The 17,939-nt window shown below is 33.8% G+C and carries 15 protein-coding genes and 1 tRNA gene; 15 read left to right on the top strand and 1 reads right to left on the bottom strand.

Features of this window, described 5'->3' with window-relative positions; translation table 11 throughout:
• Nucleotides 1–182: 182 nt before the first annotated feature.
• The 10 genes from ABXQ82_RS13710 to ABXQ82_RS13755 all read left to right on the top strand — a co-directional run bounded on the left by ABXQ82_RS13710 (nucleotide 183) and on the right by ABXQ82_RS13755 (nucleotide 10,582).
• On the top strand, nucleotides 183–854 hold the full coding sequence (locus ABXQ82_RS13710; RefSeq protein ID WP_367060722.1) for a TetR/AcrR family transcriptional regulator: 672 nt from the start codon (nucleotides 183–185) through the stop codon (nucleotides 852–854).
• Nucleotides 855–856: 2 nt separating this feature from the next.
• On the top strand, nucleotides 857–2,521 hold the full coding sequence (locus tag ABXQ82_RS13715) for an ATP-binding cassette domain-containing protein (protein WP_367060725.1): 1,665 nt from the start codon (nucleotides 857–859) through the stop codon (nucleotides 2,519–2,521).
• A 3-nt stretch (nucleotides 2,522–2,524) separates the two neighbouring features.
• Complete coding sequence (locus ABXQ82_RS13720; RefSeq protein WP_367060728.1) at nucleotides 2,525–3,883, top strand: biotin/lipoyl-binding protein; 1,359 nt, start codon at nucleotides 2,525–2,527, stop codon at nucleotides 3,881–3,883.
• Complete coding sequence (locus ABXQ82_RS13725; protein WP_367060731.1) at nucleotides 3,880–5,283, top strand: TolC family protein; 1,404 nt, start codon at nucleotides 3,880–3,882, stop codon at nucleotides 5,281–5,283. Before ABXQ82_RS13720 ends, ABXQ82_RS13725 begins: the two co-directional genes overlap by 4 nt.
• A gap of 311 nt (nucleotides 5,284–5,594) precedes the next feature.
• On the top strand, nucleotides 5,595–6,416 hold the full coding sequence (locus tag ABXQ82_RS13730) for an alpha/beta hydrolase-fold protein (protein WP_367060734.1): 822 nt from the start codon (nucleotides 5,595–5,597) through the stop codon (nucleotides 6,414–6,416).
• A 511-nt stretch (nucleotides 6,417–6,927) separates the two neighbouring features.
• Nucleotides 6,928–8,862, top strand: coding sequence for a threonine--tRNA ligase (gene thrS, locus ABXQ82_RS13735; protein WP_367060737.1), 1,935 nt, complete (start codon nucleotides 6,928–6,930; stop codon nucleotides 8,860–8,862).
• 31 nt (nucleotides 8,863–8,893) lie between these two features.
• Complete coding sequence (infC, locus tag ABXQ82_RS13740) at nucleotides 8,894–9,442, top strand: translation initiation factor IF-3 (protein WP_367060825.1); 549 nt, start codon at nucleotides 8,894–8,896, stop codon at nucleotides 9,440–9,442.
• A gap of 124 nt (nucleotides 9,443–9,566) precedes the next feature.
• Nucleotides 9,567–9,764 (top strand): 50S ribosomal protein L35, encoded by a 198-nt coding sequence (gene rpmI / locus ABXQ82_RS13745; protein WP_215925145.1) that lies wholly within the window; start codon nucleotides 9,567–9,569, stop codon nucleotides 9,762–9,764.
• Nucleotides 9,765–9,868: 104 nt separating this feature from the next.
• The gene (gene rplT / locus ABXQ82_RS13750; protein ID WP_367060741.1) at nucleotides 9,869–10,213 is read left to right on the top strand and encodes a 50S ribosomal protein L20; all 345 of its coding nucleotides are present in this window, start codon (nucleotides 9,869–9,871) and stop codon (nucleotides 10,211–10,213) included.
• A 283-nt stretch (nucleotides 10,214–10,496) separates the two neighbouring features.
• Nucleotides 10,497–10,582 (top strand) — tRNA-Leu (locus ABXQ82_RS13755).
• A gap of 11 nt (nucleotides 10,583–10,593) precedes the next feature.
• On the opposite strand, the gene ABXQ82_RS13760 is transcribed toward ABXQ82_RS13755, so the two are convergent.
• A complete protein-coding gene (locus ABXQ82_RS13760; RefSeq protein ID WP_367060744.1) occupies nucleotides 10,594–12,837 on the bottom strand; it encodes a tetratricopeptide repeat protein in 2,244 nt (747 codons plus the stop codon).
• Nucleotides 12,838–13,070: 233 nt separating this feature from the next.
• Between ABXQ82_RS13760 and ABXQ82_RS13765 the strand changes: the two genes are divergently transcribed.
• The 5 genes from ABXQ82_RS13765 to ABXQ82_RS13785 are packed head-to-tail and all read left to right on the top strand — an operon-like array spanning nucleotide 13,071 to nucleotide 17,936.
• On the top strand, nucleotides 13,071–13,973 hold the full coding sequence (locus ABXQ82_RS13765; RefSeq protein WP_367060747.1) for a MerR family transcriptional regulator: 903 nt from the start codon (nucleotides 13,071–13,073) through the stop codon (nucleotides 13,971–13,973).
• A gap of 46 nt (nucleotides 13,974–14,019) precedes the next feature.
• Nucleotides 14,020–15,483 (top strand): phytoene desaturase family protein, encoded by a 1,464-nt coding sequence (gene crtI, locus ABXQ82_RS13770; protein WP_367060750.1) that lies wholly within the window; start codon nucleotides 14,020–14,022, stop codon nucleotides 15,481–15,483.
• Between the two features lies 1 nt (nucleotide 15,484).
• The gene (locus ABXQ82_RS13775) at nucleotides 15,485–16,324 is read left to right on the top strand and encodes a phytoene/squalene synthase family protein (RefSeq protein WP_367060753.1); all 840 of its coding nucleotides are present in this window, start codon (nucleotides 15,485–15,487) and stop codon (nucleotides 16,322–16,324) included.
• Between the two features lie 10 nt (nucleotides 16,325–16,334).
• Complete coding sequence (locus ABXQ82_RS13780; RefSeq protein ID WP_367060756.1) at nucleotides 16,335–16,787, top strand: beta-carotene hydroxylase; 453 nt, start codon at nucleotides 16,335–16,337, stop codon at nucleotides 16,785–16,787.
• Between the two features lie 6 nt (nucleotides 16,788–16,793).
• Nucleotides 16,794–17,936, top strand: a complete 1,143-nt coding sequence (locus ABXQ82_RS13785; RefSeq protein ID WP_367060759.1) for a lycopene cyclase family protein — start codon at nucleotides 16,794–16,796, stop codon at nucleotides 17,934–17,936.
• Nucleotides 17,937–17,939 lie beyond the last annotated feature (3 nt).

Genomic DNA, 17,939 nt, shown 5'->3' on the forward strand with positions numbered 1-17,939 from the left:
AGTCATAAGTCCTTTTTGTCTTAAGTCTTTTTCTACCTCAAACATTATAACCTAAAAATCAATCGATTACAGCAAAACCCACCAACTCAATAGTATTTCCCAATAACGCATCAATAAAAATAATAGTTTTATTTTCTTTTATAATAGTAATACTATTATATTTGCAATCAAATTAATTAATTATGGATTCATTACTTTCAAATCTGAAGATTGCGGTTCCAGAAAAAATCTATGTCAAAGACCCTGAGTCTTCCGATTTAGGCAAGCGCATTGTTGAACACAGTATTCTCCTAATAGACGATATTGGTTTTGATAGTTTTACATTTAAAAAACTAGGATCGCTCATAGGTTCAAACGAAAGTTCAATCTACCGTTATTTTGAAAGTAAGCACAAATTATTGCTTTACTTATCGTCATGGTATTGGGCATGGATAGAATATCAATTGGTGTTTGAAACCCACAATTTAAACCCTTCCGACAAACTCGATAAGGCTATTGAAATTGTTACAAGAGCTGTAAAAGAAGACTCCAATTTCTCGCATATTAATGAGATAGTCTTAAACCGAATTATGGTTAACGAAAATTCAAAATCATTCCTTACTAAAGAAGTAGATCAAGAAAATAAAGAAGGCTATTTTGTTATTTACAAACGCATTGTACATCGCTTACGGGATATGATTAAGGCTTTACAACCAAATTATAAATTCCCTTCTAGTTTGGCCAGCACCATTCTTGAAGGCAGTTTACATCAGCACTTTTTAAAAGATCATTTTACATCAATAACAGATTGCGATGCAAATATTTCCCCAACTATTTTTATCAAAAACCTAGTGCTTAATACATTGAAATCCTAAATATGGAAAACAAACAAATGACCCCTTGGCAACGTTTAGTAGGCTTGCTTCAATTGGAAAAAAGAGATATCCTCCAAATTTTTTATTATGCTATTTTTGCCGGTATTGTGGCACTATCACTACCCTTAGGAATTCAAGCCATTATCAATTTAATTCAAGGCGCACAAATCTCAACATCATGGGTAGTTTTGGTCGTTATAGTGACTTTGGGTGTTGCATTTTCGGGTGCACTACAATTGATGCAATTAAGAATTATTGAAACCATTCAGCAACGTATTTTCACAAGGTCTTCTTTTGAATTGGCATACCGATTTCCGAAGATAAAAATGGCGGAATTACGCAACTATTACCCGCCAGAATTAGCAAATCGCTTTTTTGACACGCTAACCATTCAAAAGAGTTTATCTAAAATTTTAATTGATGTGCCAACGGCAGTTTTACAGATTTTATTTGCCTTAATTCTTCTGTCGTTTTACCATCCGTTCTTTATCATTTTTGGATTACTGCTCCTGATGTTAATATTTGTGGTTTTCAAATTTACAGCTATTAAAGGCCTTGAAACCAGCTTAAAAGAATCTAAAAACAAATACAAAGTAGCCCATTGGATTCAGGAAATTGCGCGTTCAGTAATTAGCTTCAAATTATCTGGTAGTACTAGTTTAGGGATCAACAAAAACGACGATTTGGTAAGCGATTATTTAAAAGCGAGAGAAAGTCACTTTAAGGTTTTAATGATTCAGTTTATTCAAATGATAAGTTTTAAAGTTATTGTAACCGCAAGTTTATTATTAATTGGTGGTGCTTTGGTTTTAAACCAAGAAATGAATATTGGGCAATTTGTTGCTGCTGAAATCATCATATTATTAGTAATTGCTTCAGTTGAAAAACTAATTTTAGGTTTAGAATCGTTTTACGACACGTTGACTTCTCTAGAAAAAATAGGTCAAATAGTTGATAAAGATTTAGAAAGTCAAACAGGCGAGTCGCCCCAGTTCTCAAAAGGTATAAACATTGAATTGGAAAATGTGACTTATGAGGTTGATAATAGAGATAAACATATTCTAAAAAATATCTCACTAAAAATAAACTCGAAAAGCAGACTATTAATCCAAGGAGAAAGTGGTTCTGGAAAATCTACTTTACTCCGTTTAATCTCAGGAGTTATGGAAGCCACATCTGGTCATGTTTACGTAAACGATATGTCTATCAGTAGTTTACACTTAAACTTTTACAGATCGCAATTAGGTTTATCTTTATCGGACGAAAATCCTTTTGAAGGGACCATTAGAGAGAATCTAACATTTGGTAATTCTAATATTTCTGATGAAAAAATCTATGAAATCCTTGATATTGTCGGACTCAAATCGTTTTTAAAAGAACAACCTGACGGATTAAACACGGTGCTGAATCCAGATGGGAGACAAATGTCTTACTCATTGTCCAAAAAAATTGTTTTGGCCCGTGCCATTTTAAAAGCACCTAAAGTTTTAATTCTTGAAGACGCATTAGATCGTTTTAATAGATCGGAAACAAAAGAGATTGTAGATTATCTATCTCATGAAGACAGACCTTGGGCACTCGTTGTTGTTAGTTTTAGCTCTGTTTGGACAGATAGATGCAACGAAATTATCACGCTTGAAAAAGGCAGAATAAAATCTAAAAACTAAGCTATGCTCAATATATCCCATAACCAATTGAACAAAAAAATAGACTTAGCGGAATATAAGTCTGGAAAAAATATCATGAATATTAGGTACTACCAATACTTCAATAAGTTTTTGCTGGCTGCCGCTATTATTGGCTTTATCGTGTTGTTTTTACCTTGGACACAAAACATTACAGGCCAAGGCATTGTTACCACTTTAAAACCTAATCAACGTCCGCAACACATTCAATCTCAGATACCAGGGCGTATTGAAGCGTGGTATGTACAAGAAGGCGATTATGTAAAAGCTGGCGATACTATTTTAAGAATTTCTGAAGTAAAAAGTGATTATTTTGATGATAAACTGGTTGAAAGAACCAATGAGCAAATTCAGGCAAAAACATCATCGGTTACCGCTTATGAAGCTAAGGTAAGCGCTTTAAACAGACAGATTTCTGCTTTACGAAACGAGCAAAAATTAAAGTTAGAGCAAACCAGAAACAAACTCATGCAATCGCGCTTAAAAGTAAAAAGTGACAGTATTGATTTGGAAGCTGCAAAAACGAATTCAAAAATTGCCGAAACACAGTTTAATCGTATTCAAACCTTACAGGAAGAGGGTTTAAAAGCGGTAAAAGATGTTGAAGAAAAACGCTTAAAACTGCAAGAAACCCAGGCTAAATTGATTTCACAAGAAAACAAATATTTAATGAGTCAGAATGAGGTTGTAAATGCACAATTGGAATTATCAAGAACCAATGCTGTTTTTACAGATAAAATTTCAAAAGCGCAAAGCGATATGTTTACCGCACAATCTAGCGGTTTTGATACCAAAGCTCAAGTCTCGAAACTAGAAAATGCATCTACAAACTATAAACGTCGTAGTGATTTGCTATATGTTACTGCACCTCAAAGTGGTTATATCAACAAAGTTTTAACAGGAGGCATTGGTGTCACTTTTAAAGAAGGTGCAGAGTTAGTAGGTATTATGCCAGCACAATACGATTTGGCTGTTGAAACTTTTGTAAGACCAATAGATTTACCATTACTTCATAAAGGCGAAAAAGTACGTGTACAATTTGATGGATGGCCTGCCATTGTATTTAGCGGATGGCCAAATGTATCTTACGGAACTTATGGTGCAAAAGTAGTTGCCATTGAGCGTTTTATAAGTGATAATGGAAAGTACAGAGTATTACTAGCACCTGACGAGACTGACCATGAATGGCCAGAAGCCATTCGTGTAGGTTCCGGCGCAAAAACCATTGCATTATTAGAAGATGTACCAATTTGGTTTGAACTATGGCGACAAATTAACAGCTTCCCCCCTAACTATTATCAACCCAAAGGGAGTAAAACGGCATCTAAAAAAGATAAAAAATGAGAGTCATCTTAGTAAGTATAGCACTGCTTTTTACTGGCTTGATTTCAGCACAAGACACTACTTCGGTAATTTCATTGTCTGAATATTTAGGCTATGTCAAATCATTTCATCCTATCGTAAAGCAAGCCAATTTGGTAATCAACGAAAGTGAAGCAAAGTTGATGAAAGCTCGTGGTGCTTTCGACCCTAAATTAGAAGTAGATTACAACAGAAAGAAATTTAAAAACACCGAATATTACGACAGATTAAATGCGTCCTTTAAAATCCCGACGTGGTTTGGTGTAGAATTAAAAGGAAACTTTGAAGAAAACACAGGCGATTTTTTAAACCCACAAGCTTTTGTTCCCGAAGATGGTTTATATAGCGCAGGTGTTTCCGTACCTGTGGCTCGTGGATTATTGACCAACAAGCGTATGGCAATGTTAAGGCAATCTAGATTATACGTAAAACAAGCCCAAACAGACAGACAGTTATTGATTAATAACATTTTATATGAAGCCACAGTAAGCTATTTTAATTGGCTAAAAACCTATAACGAAAAACGTGTTTACGAAGATTTTTTAAACAATGCAGAAATGCGATTTAATGGTATCAAGAAAAGTTTTGAAGTTGGCGATAAACCTGCTATTGACACACTTGAAGCTCGAATAGCCTTAAATAACAGAAAACTGAATTTAGAGAAATCTAGAATTAAATTTGTAAAATCGTCTTTGGAATTATCAAACTATTTGTGGTTAAATGACAACACACCTATTGAAATAAAAGAGGGGATTATTCCTGATGTAAATACCTTTGAAACTATTGATGTAACCTTAAACACATCGGGTTTGGATATTGAAAGTTTTGATATTGAAAGCCACCCGAAACTACAATCTTTAGATTATAAATTTCAAAGTTTGAATGTTGAAAAACGATTGAAGCTAAATAATTTACTACCGCAAATAGATTTGCAATACAACTTTTTATCGCAAACACCAGAAGTAGCAAGATCGTTTAGTACTTCGGCATATAAAAGTGGTGTAAATGTTAGTTTTCCGTTGTTTTTAAGAAAGGAACGTGGCGATTTAAAATTGGCAAAAATCAAATTGCAAGACACTAAATTTGATATTCAAAATACCAGAGTGAGTCTTAAAAATAAAATTGATGCGATTAATCAAGAATTAGATTCTTATGTGCTTCAGAATGGCTATACTGAAACCATTGTAAGCGATTATGCTACCATGCTTTCTGCGGAAGAACGTAAATTCTTTTTGGGCGAAAGTTCTTTGTTTTTAGTCAACTCTAGAGAATCAAAATTAATAGATGCGAAGCTGAAAGCTATTGATATTGAAAATAGTTTCTTTAAAACTAAGGCTAATTTGTTTAATGTTTTAGCGCTTTCTGAGGTTGAGATGAACTAGATGGTTTATTCCTGCGAGATTTCAAAAATCTTGTAAGCATATTTTGTCTCATTTTGATCCCTTCAGGTCAAACTTAGACCTAGCAGGATTACAACAATTATCATTTAAATACATTGGTATTATCAGTTGCAAATTTGTAATATCGATTTAGTTTACTGCTTGATTTTATAAAAAATTTCGGCTACCTTCGTTCCTGTCTGCCGGCTAGCAGATAATATTGGATATAAAACACCTGTGCCGAACTTGTTTCAGTATTACAACGATTTTATATTCGTAAAAACATTGTGTGCAATTAAAGCAAACGAGCATCAATGAAAAACCTAGTAATATTTGGAATTTTATTATTCTCAATGACTCTTTTTGGACAAGAGAAACTTGACCCTGATAAATATTATGCGGAATCCAAAACTGTATTTATCAAATCAAAAATTTATGGAAAACAAAGGGAATTGCAACTATTTATCCCTGACGAATATGTTTGGGAAAAAGATAAAAATTTCAAAGCCCTATATCTTTTCGACGCTCAAAACACACGGATTTTTAACTTCATAAGCGGAAATGTTCAGCTTCTATCAATGACCATGATAGAACCAGTAATAATCGTAGGAGTAGTAACAGAAGACAGGTGGGATGAATTTTTACCACCCAACAATCACGAAGAAACATTGGACAGATATAAACCACCAATGGGTCATGCGAACAAATTAATTGAGCATATTCAAACAGAGATAGAACCCTATTTAAAAAAGAATTATCGAGTTGAAGATTATAGGTTGGCAATCGGTCATTCTTTGGCAGCAACCTTTGTAACCTATGCCTCGATGAAAACGGATAATCTATTCGACTACAGCATACTTTTAAGTCCAAACTATAACTACGACAAAAAACAATTCGTGGACAGATTTAAAAAGTTTGTAAACACAGAGTTGCCAAAGAAAAAGGAATTTTACTTCGCGAATGGATTTGGCGACAATTACGAAAAGGAATTTGATGGACCTTTAAAAGAAGTTATCAAAATTTTAGAGAATAGCGACAACAAAAACATAAGTTGGAAATACAAAAAATTGGACATAAATAATCATGGACTAATTTGGTTGGGAGTATATAATGGACTTCTGAACTGGAGAAAATAACTGCTCATAACACAACCATTGTGGAACACCGCTAGTGCTCGTTTGTAACGAATACCGTATTGAGTAAGTTTAAATAACATACTATTTGAATTAAGTTTATAATAGGCTATATTCAGAAACAATTAGCTTAAAACATAATTTATGGGTACTCGTTACAAACGAGTACTAGCAATCTAAAACTATATTAAAAAAAGTAAACATTTATTATATAGAATTTTAAGATGAAAAACCTCCGCAAGTAAAAAATAAATTTTCAGCTATAACAGAACTTAGCAAACAAGCGCGTTAGGGATAGTAGCGGCATCCTTTTTAAAACTATAGAAGTTACAACTTTTGTGTAGAACTAATAATTATGAGATAGCCACGTCCTTCGTCCTCGCTATGACGTTTTAAAAAGATATAGCGAATAGCCCGACCCGGAGGGGAACGCCCAAATTAAAATTATACTTATATATATATTGTGTGGGTTTGTTTATACTATTATCTTTGCTGATGATTTTAATTTGATTTGATGATAGATATTACTTTGCCCGATGGAACCGTGAAGACGTTTGAGGAAAACGTTACACCTATGGATGTTGCGAAAAGCATTAGTGAAGGTTTTGCTAGAAATGTAATTTCGGCTAGTTTTAATGGTACCACTGTTGAAACCGTAACACCTTTGACCACTGATGGCGCGTTGGTTTTATATACTTGGAGAGATGATGATGGCAAGAAGGCTTTTTGGCATTCTTCAGCGCATGTTTTGGCCCAGGCTATTGAGGAATTGTATCCACAGGCTAAATTGACTATTGGTCCTGCAATTGAAAACGGGTTTTACTATGATGTAGATTTTGGTGAGGTCGCTGTTTCTGAAAAGGATTTTAAGGCTATTGAAACTAAAATGCTGGAGATTGCTCGTGGGAAACATGATTTTAGTTTGAGAGCGGTTTCTAAAGCTGACGCATTGTCATTATATAAGGACAATGAATTTAAGACTGAATTGATTGAAAATTTAGAGGATGGCACTATTACGTTTTGTGACCATTCTACGTTTACTGATTTGTGCCGTGGTGGACATATTCCAAATACGGGGATTATTAAGGCCGTAAAGGTGTTGAGCGTTGCCGGTGCTTATTGGCGCGGTGACGAGCATAAACCTCAGTTGACCCGTGTTTATGGGATTTCTTTTCCGAAACAAAAGGAGCTTACCGAGTATCTGGAAATGCTTGAGGAGGCTAAAAAGCGTGACCATAGAAAATTGGGTAAGGAATTGGAGTTGTTTACGTTTTCCCAAAAAGTGGGACAGGGCTTGCCTTTATGGTTGCCTAAAGGCGCGGCTTTACGCGAGCGTTTGGAAAACTTCTTGAAAGCTGCCCAGAAAAAGGCGGGGTATGAAATGGTAATTACGCCACATATTGGACAGAAAGAACTTTATGTAACTTCTGGACATTATGCCAAGTATGGTGAAGATAGCTTTCAACCCATAAAAACGCCTAAAGAAGATGAGGAATTTTTATTGAAACCCATGAATTGTCCACACCATTGTGAAATTTACAAAAGTGCACAATGGAGCTATAAGGATTTACCGAAGCGTTATGCCGAATTTGGTACTGTATATCGCTATGAACAAAGTGGGGAATTACATGGTTTAACCCGTGTGAGAGGTTTTACTCAAGATGATGCGCATTTGTTCTGTATGCCAGAACAGTTGGACAAAGAGTTTAAAGATGTTATTGATCTTGTGCTATATGTGTTTGGTTCTTTAGGTTTTGAGAATTTTACGGCTCAGGTTTCTGTAAGAGATCCTGAAAATCCCGACAAATATATTGGAGATGTGGCTAATTGGGAAAAAGCGGAACAAGCGATAATTAATGCTGCTGAAGAAAAAGGTTTGGATTATGTGATTGAAACTGGTGAGGCCGCTTTTTATGGTCCGAAGTTGGATTTTATGGTTAAAGATGCTTTAGGCAGAAAGTGGCAATTGGGAACCATACAGGTAGATTACACCTTACCAGAGCGTTTTGATTTGACCTATAAAGGTAGTGATAACGAGCTCCACCGCCCTATTATGATCCACCGTGCACCGTTTGGTAGCATGGAGCGTTTTGTGGCATTATTATTGGAACATACTGGAGGAAACTTCCCTATTTGGTTGATGCCAATTCAAGTAAAAATATTATCTCTTAGTGAGAAATATGAAATATATTCTGAAAAAGTTTTAAATTTGCTTGAAAATGACGAAATTCGCGCCCTTGCAGATCATAGAAGTGAAACCATTGGAAAGAAAATAAGGGAAGCAGAAATGCAGAAACACCCTTATATGCTGATAATTGGTGAGCAAGAGGAGAAGGAAAACAAGATTACTGTGCGCAAGCACGGAGGCGAAGATTTAGGGATGATATCCATTGAAGACTTCGTTAACATTATAAAAGAGGACATTAGTAAAACGTTAAAATCGTTTTAAAATAAAAAGTTTAATTAAAAAATAGATAGCCATAGCAATTAGAAGAAGAAGGCAACCCAATAGAAGGGTTGTACAAGAGGACAAGCACAAGATTAACTCTAAGATTACAGCACAAAAATTACGTCTTGTTGGAGATAACGTAGAAATTGGTATTTATACCAAGGGCGACGCTATGAGAATAGCTGACGAACAAGGCTTGGACCTTGTAGAGATTTCGCCTAATGCCGAACCTCCTGTTTGTAAGGTTATGGATTATAAAAAGTTTCTTTACGAACAAAAGAAACGAGACAAAGCTTTAAAATCGAAAGCGACTAAAGTTATTGTTAAAGAAATTCGTTTTGGACCTCAAACAGATGACCATGATTACGAGTTTAAAAAGAAACATGCTGAAAAGTTCTTAAAAGAAGGTGCTAAATTAAAAGCATTTGTGTTTTTTAAAGGACGTTCGATCATCTTCAAGGAGCAAGGACAGATTTTATTATTACGTCTGGCTCAAGATTTAGAGGAACTAGGTAAAGTAGAACAAATGCCTAGACTTGAAGGAAAAAGAATGACCATGTTTATTACGCCAAGGAAGTAATTAAACATATAGTAAACATAAAGATTGATTCTGAAAAAACCTTTCGACTGCGCTCAAGGTTACAATTTTAGAATCAAATATATAAAAGCAATTAAGCGCAATAATTAAAACCTAGGAAAAGAAAATGCCTAAAATGAAAACAAAATCTAGTGCCAAAAAACGCTTTAAGCTAACAGGTACTGGTAAGATTAAAAGAAAGCACGCTTTTAAGAGTCACATCTTAACAAAGAAGTCTAAAAAGCGTAAGCTTAAATTAACTCATGATGGTTTAGTACATAAAGCAGATGAGGACAATATTAAAACCATGTTACGTTTAAAGTAACAGAAGTTTTAATCGGTTAAAAACAATTTATAAACCCTGGAGCGTGGCCATTAAAAAGATTCTGAAACAAGTTCAGAACGCCCGCTACAAAACACATTAAAATTATGCCAAGATCAGTAAATTCTGTTGCCAAAAGAGCCAGAAGAAAAAAGGTGCTTAAACAAGCAAAAGGCTACTTTGGAAGACGTAAAAACGTTTGGACGGTAGCAAAAAATGCGGTTGACAAAGCGATGCAATATTCGTACAGAGACCGTAGAAACAAGAAAAGAACATTTCGTGCTTTATGGATTACGCGTATTAACGCTGGAGCCAGAGAACATGGATTATCTTATTCTCAATTTATGGGGAAATTAAAAGCTAATAATATCGAATTAAACCGTAAGGTTTTAGCAGATTTAGCTATGAACAACCCAGCGGCTTTTAAAGCTGTAGTTGATAAAGTAAAATAAGGCGCTTAGCCTATTGTAAAACATATTATTCGCTTAATTAAAAGATCCGATTCGAAAGAGTCGGATTTTTTGTTTTCAGAAAGTCGGTTTATATTATTTACAAACCACGAAATTATTTATATTTGCCCTCTCAAAAGAAATAGGTTTAACAGATTTTACCTAGAACAAGATTCGAGGTATTTACCAAACTGTTAATTTGTGTTAGAATTATGAGCTTTAAATATTCTCAAAAGTTAAGCAATCAAGTGCTACTTTATCAATTTTAGCACACTTCTGAATAAATGCGCACGTGGCGGAATTGGTAGACGCGCTGGCTTGAGGGGCCAGTATCCGTTTTAGGATGTGGAAGTTCGAATCTTCTCGTGCGCACTACCCATAACTTATTTGTTTAAAGCTTTTAACTGGTTATAAAAGGTACGGTATTGTGCATTGTTGGGATATAACTCTACAAGTCGTGAACTAAGATTTTCAGCTTTTTCAATGTTACCTCCTTTTTGATAAATATATGCCAATACATACAACAAACTTTCATTACTTGTATCTATTTTTAAGCCTTTAGCCGCTATCTCTTCAGCCATTTTAAGGTTATTCATCTTATCATACAATAAACTTAAATTATAATAGAATCTAGTGTTCTCGGGCATAAATTCAATTGCTAAATGCATTTGTTTAATAGCCTCTTCTACCCTATTTAATTCTGCCAATAATAAAGCATAAGAGTAATAGGTTTGCGCAAAACTCGGTTCTTGTTTTATTATGGTTTTAAAAGCTTCTTCGGCATTTTTAAAATCACCCGTTTGATAATACAAATTGGCTAAGTTTGTCCTAACCATATTATTATTGTTGTCAATCTCTAAAGATTTTTCATACCACACAATGGCATTCTGGGTATCCCCTTTTTTTAAATAATACAACGCCTTCTTTGCTCTTCCTCGAGGAAAATCGGCGGTTACCGCTAGATGAGCATTAAACTCCTTTTCTACAATTTTATATGCTTCTTTGTAGGCTTCAGGTATTTGAAACTCATTTAGTGAGGCAATTGCTTGAAACGCCTTAATTCTTACAGAACGTTTTTTATCTTTTAAAAGCGTTAAAAAATAGTTGGCGTAATCACCTGAATTTACATTGTTTAACACATCGATTGTTGCGCCTCTTACTAAAGGTGATTCATCATTTAAAAAACGTAACATGTCATTAATTCTTTCTTCATTCAAATAATTCCCCATTACCCTAATACCAGAGGCCCTCGCTATTTCTGGATAAATAGTGTCTTTAGAGAGTTCTTTTAGTTGTTCAAAGCCGTGTGGGTCTCCAGTTAGCCCTGGGGCTAATAATTCTGAAAAGTGCTTTGATTTTGGAGTACCATAATTCGTTTTAAAATGCTCCCAAGCCCACTCATTATCTTTATCGGTGTGGCATTGAATGCAAGCATTTGGCGTGTTATATTTTATGCTTAAATCCGGTCTTGGGATTCTAAAGCTATGGTCTCTTCTATAATCATTCCCCATATATATTTTTCCGGTCATATGGCAATTAATACATTTTGAACCTTCAGTATTTTCCGTATGAAAATGATGACTGGGTTTGTCATACACATTTGTATCATGACATTGCGCACAAAGCTTATTGCCTTCAAATCTTAATTTTAAAGAATGTGGGTTATGGCAATTGGTACATGTCACATTATTTTGATACATTTTACTCTGTAAAAAAGAGCCATATACATAAACCTCGTCCAAAATTTGTCCATCTGGATGGTACAGGTTATTTTCAATTAATTGTGGAAAATAATGATCTAGAAATGTACCTTCGAAATTGTAATATTCTGAAAATTGTTCTCGCCTTGCATGACATCTTGCACATTGATCTACCAAATCTTTAGGAGCTGTTCCAACGGTCATTTTTAAATCATTAGAAACCTTATAATTAATTCCTTCAAAATTTGCCTTTTCAACATGATCTTTCCCTGGTCCATGGCATGCCTCACAACTTACATTTATTAAAGCATATTTTGTATTATAACTATGGGACTCTAAATCGTAGTTTTTTCTAACATTTGTGGAGTGGCAGTCAGCACACATATTATTCCAATTAAGACCACCTCTAGACCAATGTAACCATTCAGAATGGACAACTTTAAAATCTGGATACAAATCAAACCACTTGTTCTTTTCGGTATCCCATGCTGTTCTTAAACATTGAAAATGCCCATCGGGAAACTTTACAATATATTGCTGTAAAGGCGTGATTCCAAAAGAATATTCAATCTTGTAATCGTGATATTTCCCATCAGGTCCTTCGGTATTTACATAATAATTGTTTTCCTTTTTATAAAAACGGGATGTCACACCTTGACTCGTAAATTTCACGTTATTAAAGTCTCCTAATACTGTAGAATCAAGAGCAATTTGCATGGCCTTATCGTGATGTGACCCTTTCCATTCCTTGAACTGTTCTTTATGACAAGATTTACATGCATTATCTCCTAAAAAATCGTCATCCGGAATCAGACTAGTTGATGTGAAAACAACATCCTTTTCTGGTGCAACATTAACATAATCAGTCTTTTCATTATTACAAGAGATAAAAATAAAAACTAAAAAGACAAAGCTAATATTACGCATAAAAAAAATCTAAGGAGAATAAAATTCAGACTCGGGAAACCTTATCAAAAATACAGAATATTAAAAGCATCCGCAACAAACTCAACCTTTTAAAATGAAGCAAATAACTTCTTAATACCCATCTAAAATACGCTAACTTAGATAGTATTACTTCCATTTTACAAAATTAAATCGCATTTCTACTGGTTTTTCATTTCATATTCGTAATTTTGTTTAACAAAAATTCATTTTTAATGAACAACGTTCAGGTCAATTTCAGTATTAAAGATTTAGAAAACCTAACAGGTATAAAGGCTCATACCATAAGAATATGGGAGAAACGCTATAATTTATTGCAACCCAACAGAAGCGATACTAACATAAGAAACTATAGTTTAAGTAGTTTACAGAAATTGTTAAACATTTCTTTTTTGAATAATAGTGGTTATAAAATTTCCAAAATCGCTAATTTAAGTGAAGCCGAAATACCCATTAAAGTTCGTGAAATTGCTTCTAGAGAACAAGTTGAAGATCACGCCATCAATGCATTTAAATTGTCGATGCTCAATTTTGATCAGGTTCTGTTTTACAACACTTATAATAATTTAATAGAAAACAATTCGTTTAGCCACATTTTCTATAACGTATTTTTACCTCTTTTAAACGAAATTGGGCTTCTATGGCAAACAAGTACCATAACTCCCGCTCACGAACATTTTTTATCAGTTCATATAAAACAAAAAATTCTTTTAAATATTGAACGACTGCAAAGTTTAGAGCCAAAACCTGTTACAAAAACTTTTATTTTGTTTTTGCCCGACAACGAAGTACACGACATTGGTTTGTTATTTATTAACTACCAATTGAGAAGCAAAGGCTATCATACTATATTTTTAGGTGAAAGCGTACCTATGGATAGCCTTGTTAGTATTTTAGAATTTTTTAATGTAATTACTTTTATATCTTATTTTACAGTTAGTCCTGAGGTAAAACACATACCAACTTACATTAAAGATTTTAATGAATTATTGTTAGGTAATGATAAAACCAACTTATTACTATTAGGCCCAAAATTTTCCTGTCTTGAAGAAGACCTACAACTCCCAAAGCAAGTTACCGTATATAATTCCATCGAAAACTTAGTTAAAGATTTGTAAAAATACCATGTTTTGTTTAACTTTTAATTATATTTGTTAAACAATTATGGAAAAGTCGGCTTTAATCATAGGTTCTGGGTTCTCATCACTGGCTGCATCTTGCTATTTAGCGCAGGCCGGTTATGAGGTTACTGTATTTGAAAAAAATGCCACCATTGGAGGTCGTGCAAGGCAACTAAAAAAAGAAGGCTTCACTTTTGATATTGGTCCTACTTGGTATTGGATGCCAGATGTTTTTGAAAAGTTCTTCGGAGATTTCAACAAAAAACCTTCCGATTTTTATACGTTGGAAAAGCTAAGTCCCGCATACAGCGTTTACTTCGGAAAAGACGATTACATCACTATTGGCGACACTTTAGAGAAAATTAAATCTACATTTGAAACCGAAGAAAAAGGAAGTTCTCTAAAACTTCAAGAATTTATAGATGATGCACAAAGCAACTACGATATTGCCATAAAAGATTTGGTTTATAACCCTGGGGTTTCTCCTTTGGAACTCATAACTCCTGCAACTATTAGGAAAGTAAATCAGTTTTTTGGTACTATTAAAAAAGATGTTAGAAAAGAGTTTAAGAATGATAGATTAGCGAAAATATTAGAATTCCCTGTTTTGTTTTTAGGGGCTAAACCTAGTGATACACCTTCATTTTATAGTTTTATGAATTATGCCGATTTTGGACTGGGCACTTTTCACCCTAAAAAAGGAATGTATCAAGTTATTCTCGCGATGGAATCCTTAACTAAAGAATTAGGTGTCACAATTAAAACAAACGCACCAATTGAAAAAATAAATGTTGAAAACGGAATTGCTACCAGTTTAACCTCCAACGGAAAAGATTATAAAGCAGATGTTATTGTGAGTGGCGCAGATTACCACCATACCGAAACGCTTTTGGACACACCATATAGGCAGTACTCCGAAGCTTATTGGGATAAAAAAACATTCGCGCCTTCTTCCCTACTTTTCTATGTTGGTTTTGATAAAAAATTGCAAAACGTAAATCATCATACTCTATTTTTTGATGTAGATTTTGATATGCATACCGAAGCTATTTATGATGACCCAAAATGGCCAGATAACCCATTATTTTATGCAAGTTTCCCAAGTAAGACTGATGATTCTTCAGCACCTGAAGGAAAAGAAGCTGGCATTTTTTTAATCCCTCTTGCTCCAGGCATTGAAGACACGCCCGAACTTAGAGCATCTTATTTTAATAAAATCATGAATCGATTTGAATCATTAACATCTCAAAACGTTAAAAGCGACATTATCTTTAAGGAATCCTTCTGCTTAAATGATTTTATCAAAGATTATAATTCATACAAAGGAAATGCCTATGGAATGGCAAATACATTATTGCAAACTGCATTTTTAAGACCAAAATTGAAAAGTAAAAAAGTAAAGCAACTCTTTTTCACAGGACAATTAACAGTTCCGGGACCCGGTGTTCCTCCATCGCTAATTTCCGGAAAATTAGTTTCAGATTTAGTAATAAAACACAACAGTTAATATGAAAGCACTTTTTGATACCGTTTCTTATAATTGTAGCAAAGTAGTTACCAAAACCTATAGCACATCTTTTTCTTTGGCAACAAAAATGCTATCGAATTCCATAAGAATGCATATCTATAATATTTACGGATTCGTGAGATTTGCTGATGAAATTGTGGATTCCTTTCATGATTACAACAAGGAAGAACTTTTTGAAAGCTTTGAGCTAGATTTAGAAAAAGCTTTAATTCATAAAATCAGTCTTAACCCTATTCTAAATGCATTTCAACATACCTATCATAAATACGGTATAGACAAAAGCCTGGTGGACTCGTTTATGAAAAGTATGCGATTAGACCTTCATAAAACAATGTATTTAACAGAAGAAGAATACAAGGACTACATCTATGGTTCTGCCGATGTTGTTGGCTTAATGTGCTTAAAAGTTTTTGTTAATGGCGATCAAGAGAAATATGATGAATTAAAAGAAACAGCCATGTCTCTAGGTTCTGCGTTTCAAAAAGTGAATTTTTTAAGAGATATCAAAGAGGATTTTAATGAATTAAACAGAAGTTATTTCCCAAATGTTGATTTAAATAATTTAGATGAAACTTCAAAACAAAACATTATTGATGATATTGAAAGTGACTTTGAAAAGGGACTAAGTGGCATTAAAAAATTACCGATAGAAGCTAAATTTGGTGTTTTTATGGCGTATCGCTATTACAGCCAACTTTTGAAAAAATTGAAGAAAACACCAGCTTTAAAAATAAAAGATGCACGTATTAGAGTTTCTAACCCAAAAAAAATAGAGCTTTTAATGCGTAGTTATGTAAAATATCAATTAAATTTAATATAAATTTCACGTGATGCACACTATTTATTGGATACTTATATTTTTAGGCACCTATTGCTTTATGGAGTTTATGGCGTGGTTTACCCATAAATATATCATGCATGGTGTTTTATGGAGTTTGCACAAAGACCACCATCATAAAGACCATGATAGTTGGTTTGAACGTAATGATGCCTTTTTCATATTTTATGCTGTAGTAAGTATTGGGTTCTTTTTACTTTGGAAACACACCAGTTTTTGGGCAGGTTTACCTATAGGTCTTGGTATTTTTGCTTACGGATTGTCTTATTTTATAGTCCATGATATTTTTATACACCAACGTTTTAAATTGTTTAGAAATGCCAATAATTGGTATGCTCGCGGTGTTAGGCGTGCTCATAAAATGCACCATAAACATTTAGGAAAAGAGCATGGCGAATGTTTCGGGATGCTATTTGTGCCCTTTAAATATTTTAAAAAACAATAAGGCGGCATGGCGAGTCGCTCAACTTTTGATTACATCATCATAGGCAATGGTTTGGCGGGTTTACAACTGGCTTTAAAAATGGCTTCTGATGATTTTTTTAGTGATAAACATATCGGATTAATTGATCCTTCTGAAAAAACCACCAACGATAAAACTTGGAGTTTTTGGGAACCCTCGCCTTCACAATGGGATGCTATTGTTTATAAATCTTGGGATTCGGCTAAAATTCATACTACAGAAAAAACTATTAATCTTAATCTTGCCCCCTTTCATTATAAATCAATTAGAGCAATCGACTTTTACAAATTTGCTAAAGCAGAATTAAATAAACACGCAAAGATTCATTTTATAATAGATAATGTTGTTTCTATTTCTGAAAGTTCTGAAGTCATTGTAAAAACTAACAAAAACTCCTATAAAGCGTCTCATGTATTTGATAGTAGAATTCCCGAAGAATTTTATAACTCCAACAAATGCATACAAATCATTCAGCATTTTAAAGGCATTGTTATTAAATCTGAAACGGACGTTTTTGATGCCAATACTCTGACCATGATGGATTATCGCTTAAAAGATGGCCAACAAACTACGTTTACATATGTGTTGCCTTTTTCTAAAAATGAAGCGCTTATTGAGTTTACTTATTTTACGGAAAATAGTGTTGATGAAGACATCTACGATTCATACATTAAAACTTATATTAATGAATTTCTGAAAATTGAACGCTACGAAATTTTAGAATCTGAAATTGGGGAAATCCCCATGACAACATTTCCTTTTGATAATTTCAACAGCAAAAACATTACAAAAATTGGTACTGGTGGCGGTTGGGTCAAGCCTTCAACAGGATACTCTTTTAAACATACTGAAAAGAAAGTTGCAATAATTATTGAAAACCTGAAAGCGAATAAAATACCATCATACAAGCTGTTCAAAAGTAGGTTTAGGTTTTATGATAAAGTTTTTTTAAAAGTTTTAAAAGATGAAAACCATAAAGGCGAATGGATTTTTCAGCAGTTTTATAATAAGAATACTATTGAAACTATGTTTCGTTTTTTAGATGAAGAATCTAGTGTGTTAGAAGAATTTAGAATTATGAAGTCTTTATTTTCTTGGAGTTTTATCAAGGCATTTTTTAAGACTTTATAGCTT

The organism is Algibacter sp. 2305UL17-15 (assembly GCF_040720935.1).
Taxonomy (GTDB): domain Bacteria; phylum Bacteroidota; class Bacteroidia; order Flavobacteriales; family Flavobacteriaceae; genus Jejuia.

Excerpts from the sequence above, each read along its gene's own strand:
- ABXQ82_RS13785 (WP_367060759.1), top strand. The coding sequence starts at position 16,794 with ATGGCGAGTCGCTCAACTTTTGATTACATCATCATAGGCAATGGTTTG.
- ABXQ82_RS13775 (WP_367060753.1), top strand. The coding sequence starts at position 15,485 with ATGAAAGCACTTTTTGATACCGTTTCTTATAATTGTAGCAAAGTAGTT.
- rpmI (WP_215925145.1), top strand. The coding sequence starts at position 9,567 with ATGCCTAAAATGAAAACAAAATCTAGTGCCAAAAAACGCTTTAAGCTA.
- ABXQ82_RS13715 (WP_367060725.1), top strand. The coding sequence starts at position 857 with ATGGAAAACAAACAAATGACCCCTTGGCAACGTTTAGTAGGCTTGCTT.
- ABXQ82_RS13780 (WP_367060756.1), top strand. The coding sequence starts at position 16,335 with ATGCACACTATTTATTGGATACTTATATTTTTAGGCACCTATTGCTTT.
- thrS (WP_367060737.1), top strand. The coding sequence starts at position 6,928 with ATGATAGATATTACTTTGCCCGATGGAACCGTGAAGACGTTTGAGGAA.
- ABXQ82_RS13730 (WP_367060734.1), top strand. The coding sequence starts at position 5,595 with ATGAAAAACCTAGTAATATTTGGAATTTTATTATTCTCAATGACTCTT.
- rplT (WP_367060741.1), top strand. The coding sequence starts at position 9,869 with ATGCCAAGATCAGTAAATTCTGTTGCCAAAAGAGCCAGAAGAAAAAAG.
- ABXQ82_RS13720 (WP_367060728.1), top strand. The coding sequence starts at position 2,525 with ATGCTCAATATATCCCATAACCAATTGAACAAAAAAATAGACTTAGCG.
- ABXQ82_RS13725 (WP_367060731.1), top strand. The coding sequence starts at position 3,880 with ATGAGAGTCATCTTAGTAAGTATAGCACTGCTTTTTACTGGCTTGATT.
- ABXQ82_RS13765 (WP_367060747.1), top strand. The coding sequence starts at position 13,071 with ATGAACAACGTTCAGGTCAATTTCAGTATTAAAGATTTAGAAAACCTA.
- ABXQ82_RS13760 (WP_367060744.1), bottom strand. The coding sequence starts at position 12,837 with ATGCGTAATATTAGCTTTGTCTTTTTAGTTTTTATTTTTATCTCTTGT.
- crtI (WP_367060750.1), top strand. The coding sequence starts at position 14,020 with ATGGAAAAGTCGGCTTTAATCATAGGTTCTGGGTTCTCATCACTGGCT.
- ABXQ82_RS13710 (WP_367060722.1), top strand. The coding sequence starts at position 183 with ATGGATTCATTACTTTCAAATCTGAAGATTGCGGTTCCAGAAAAAATC.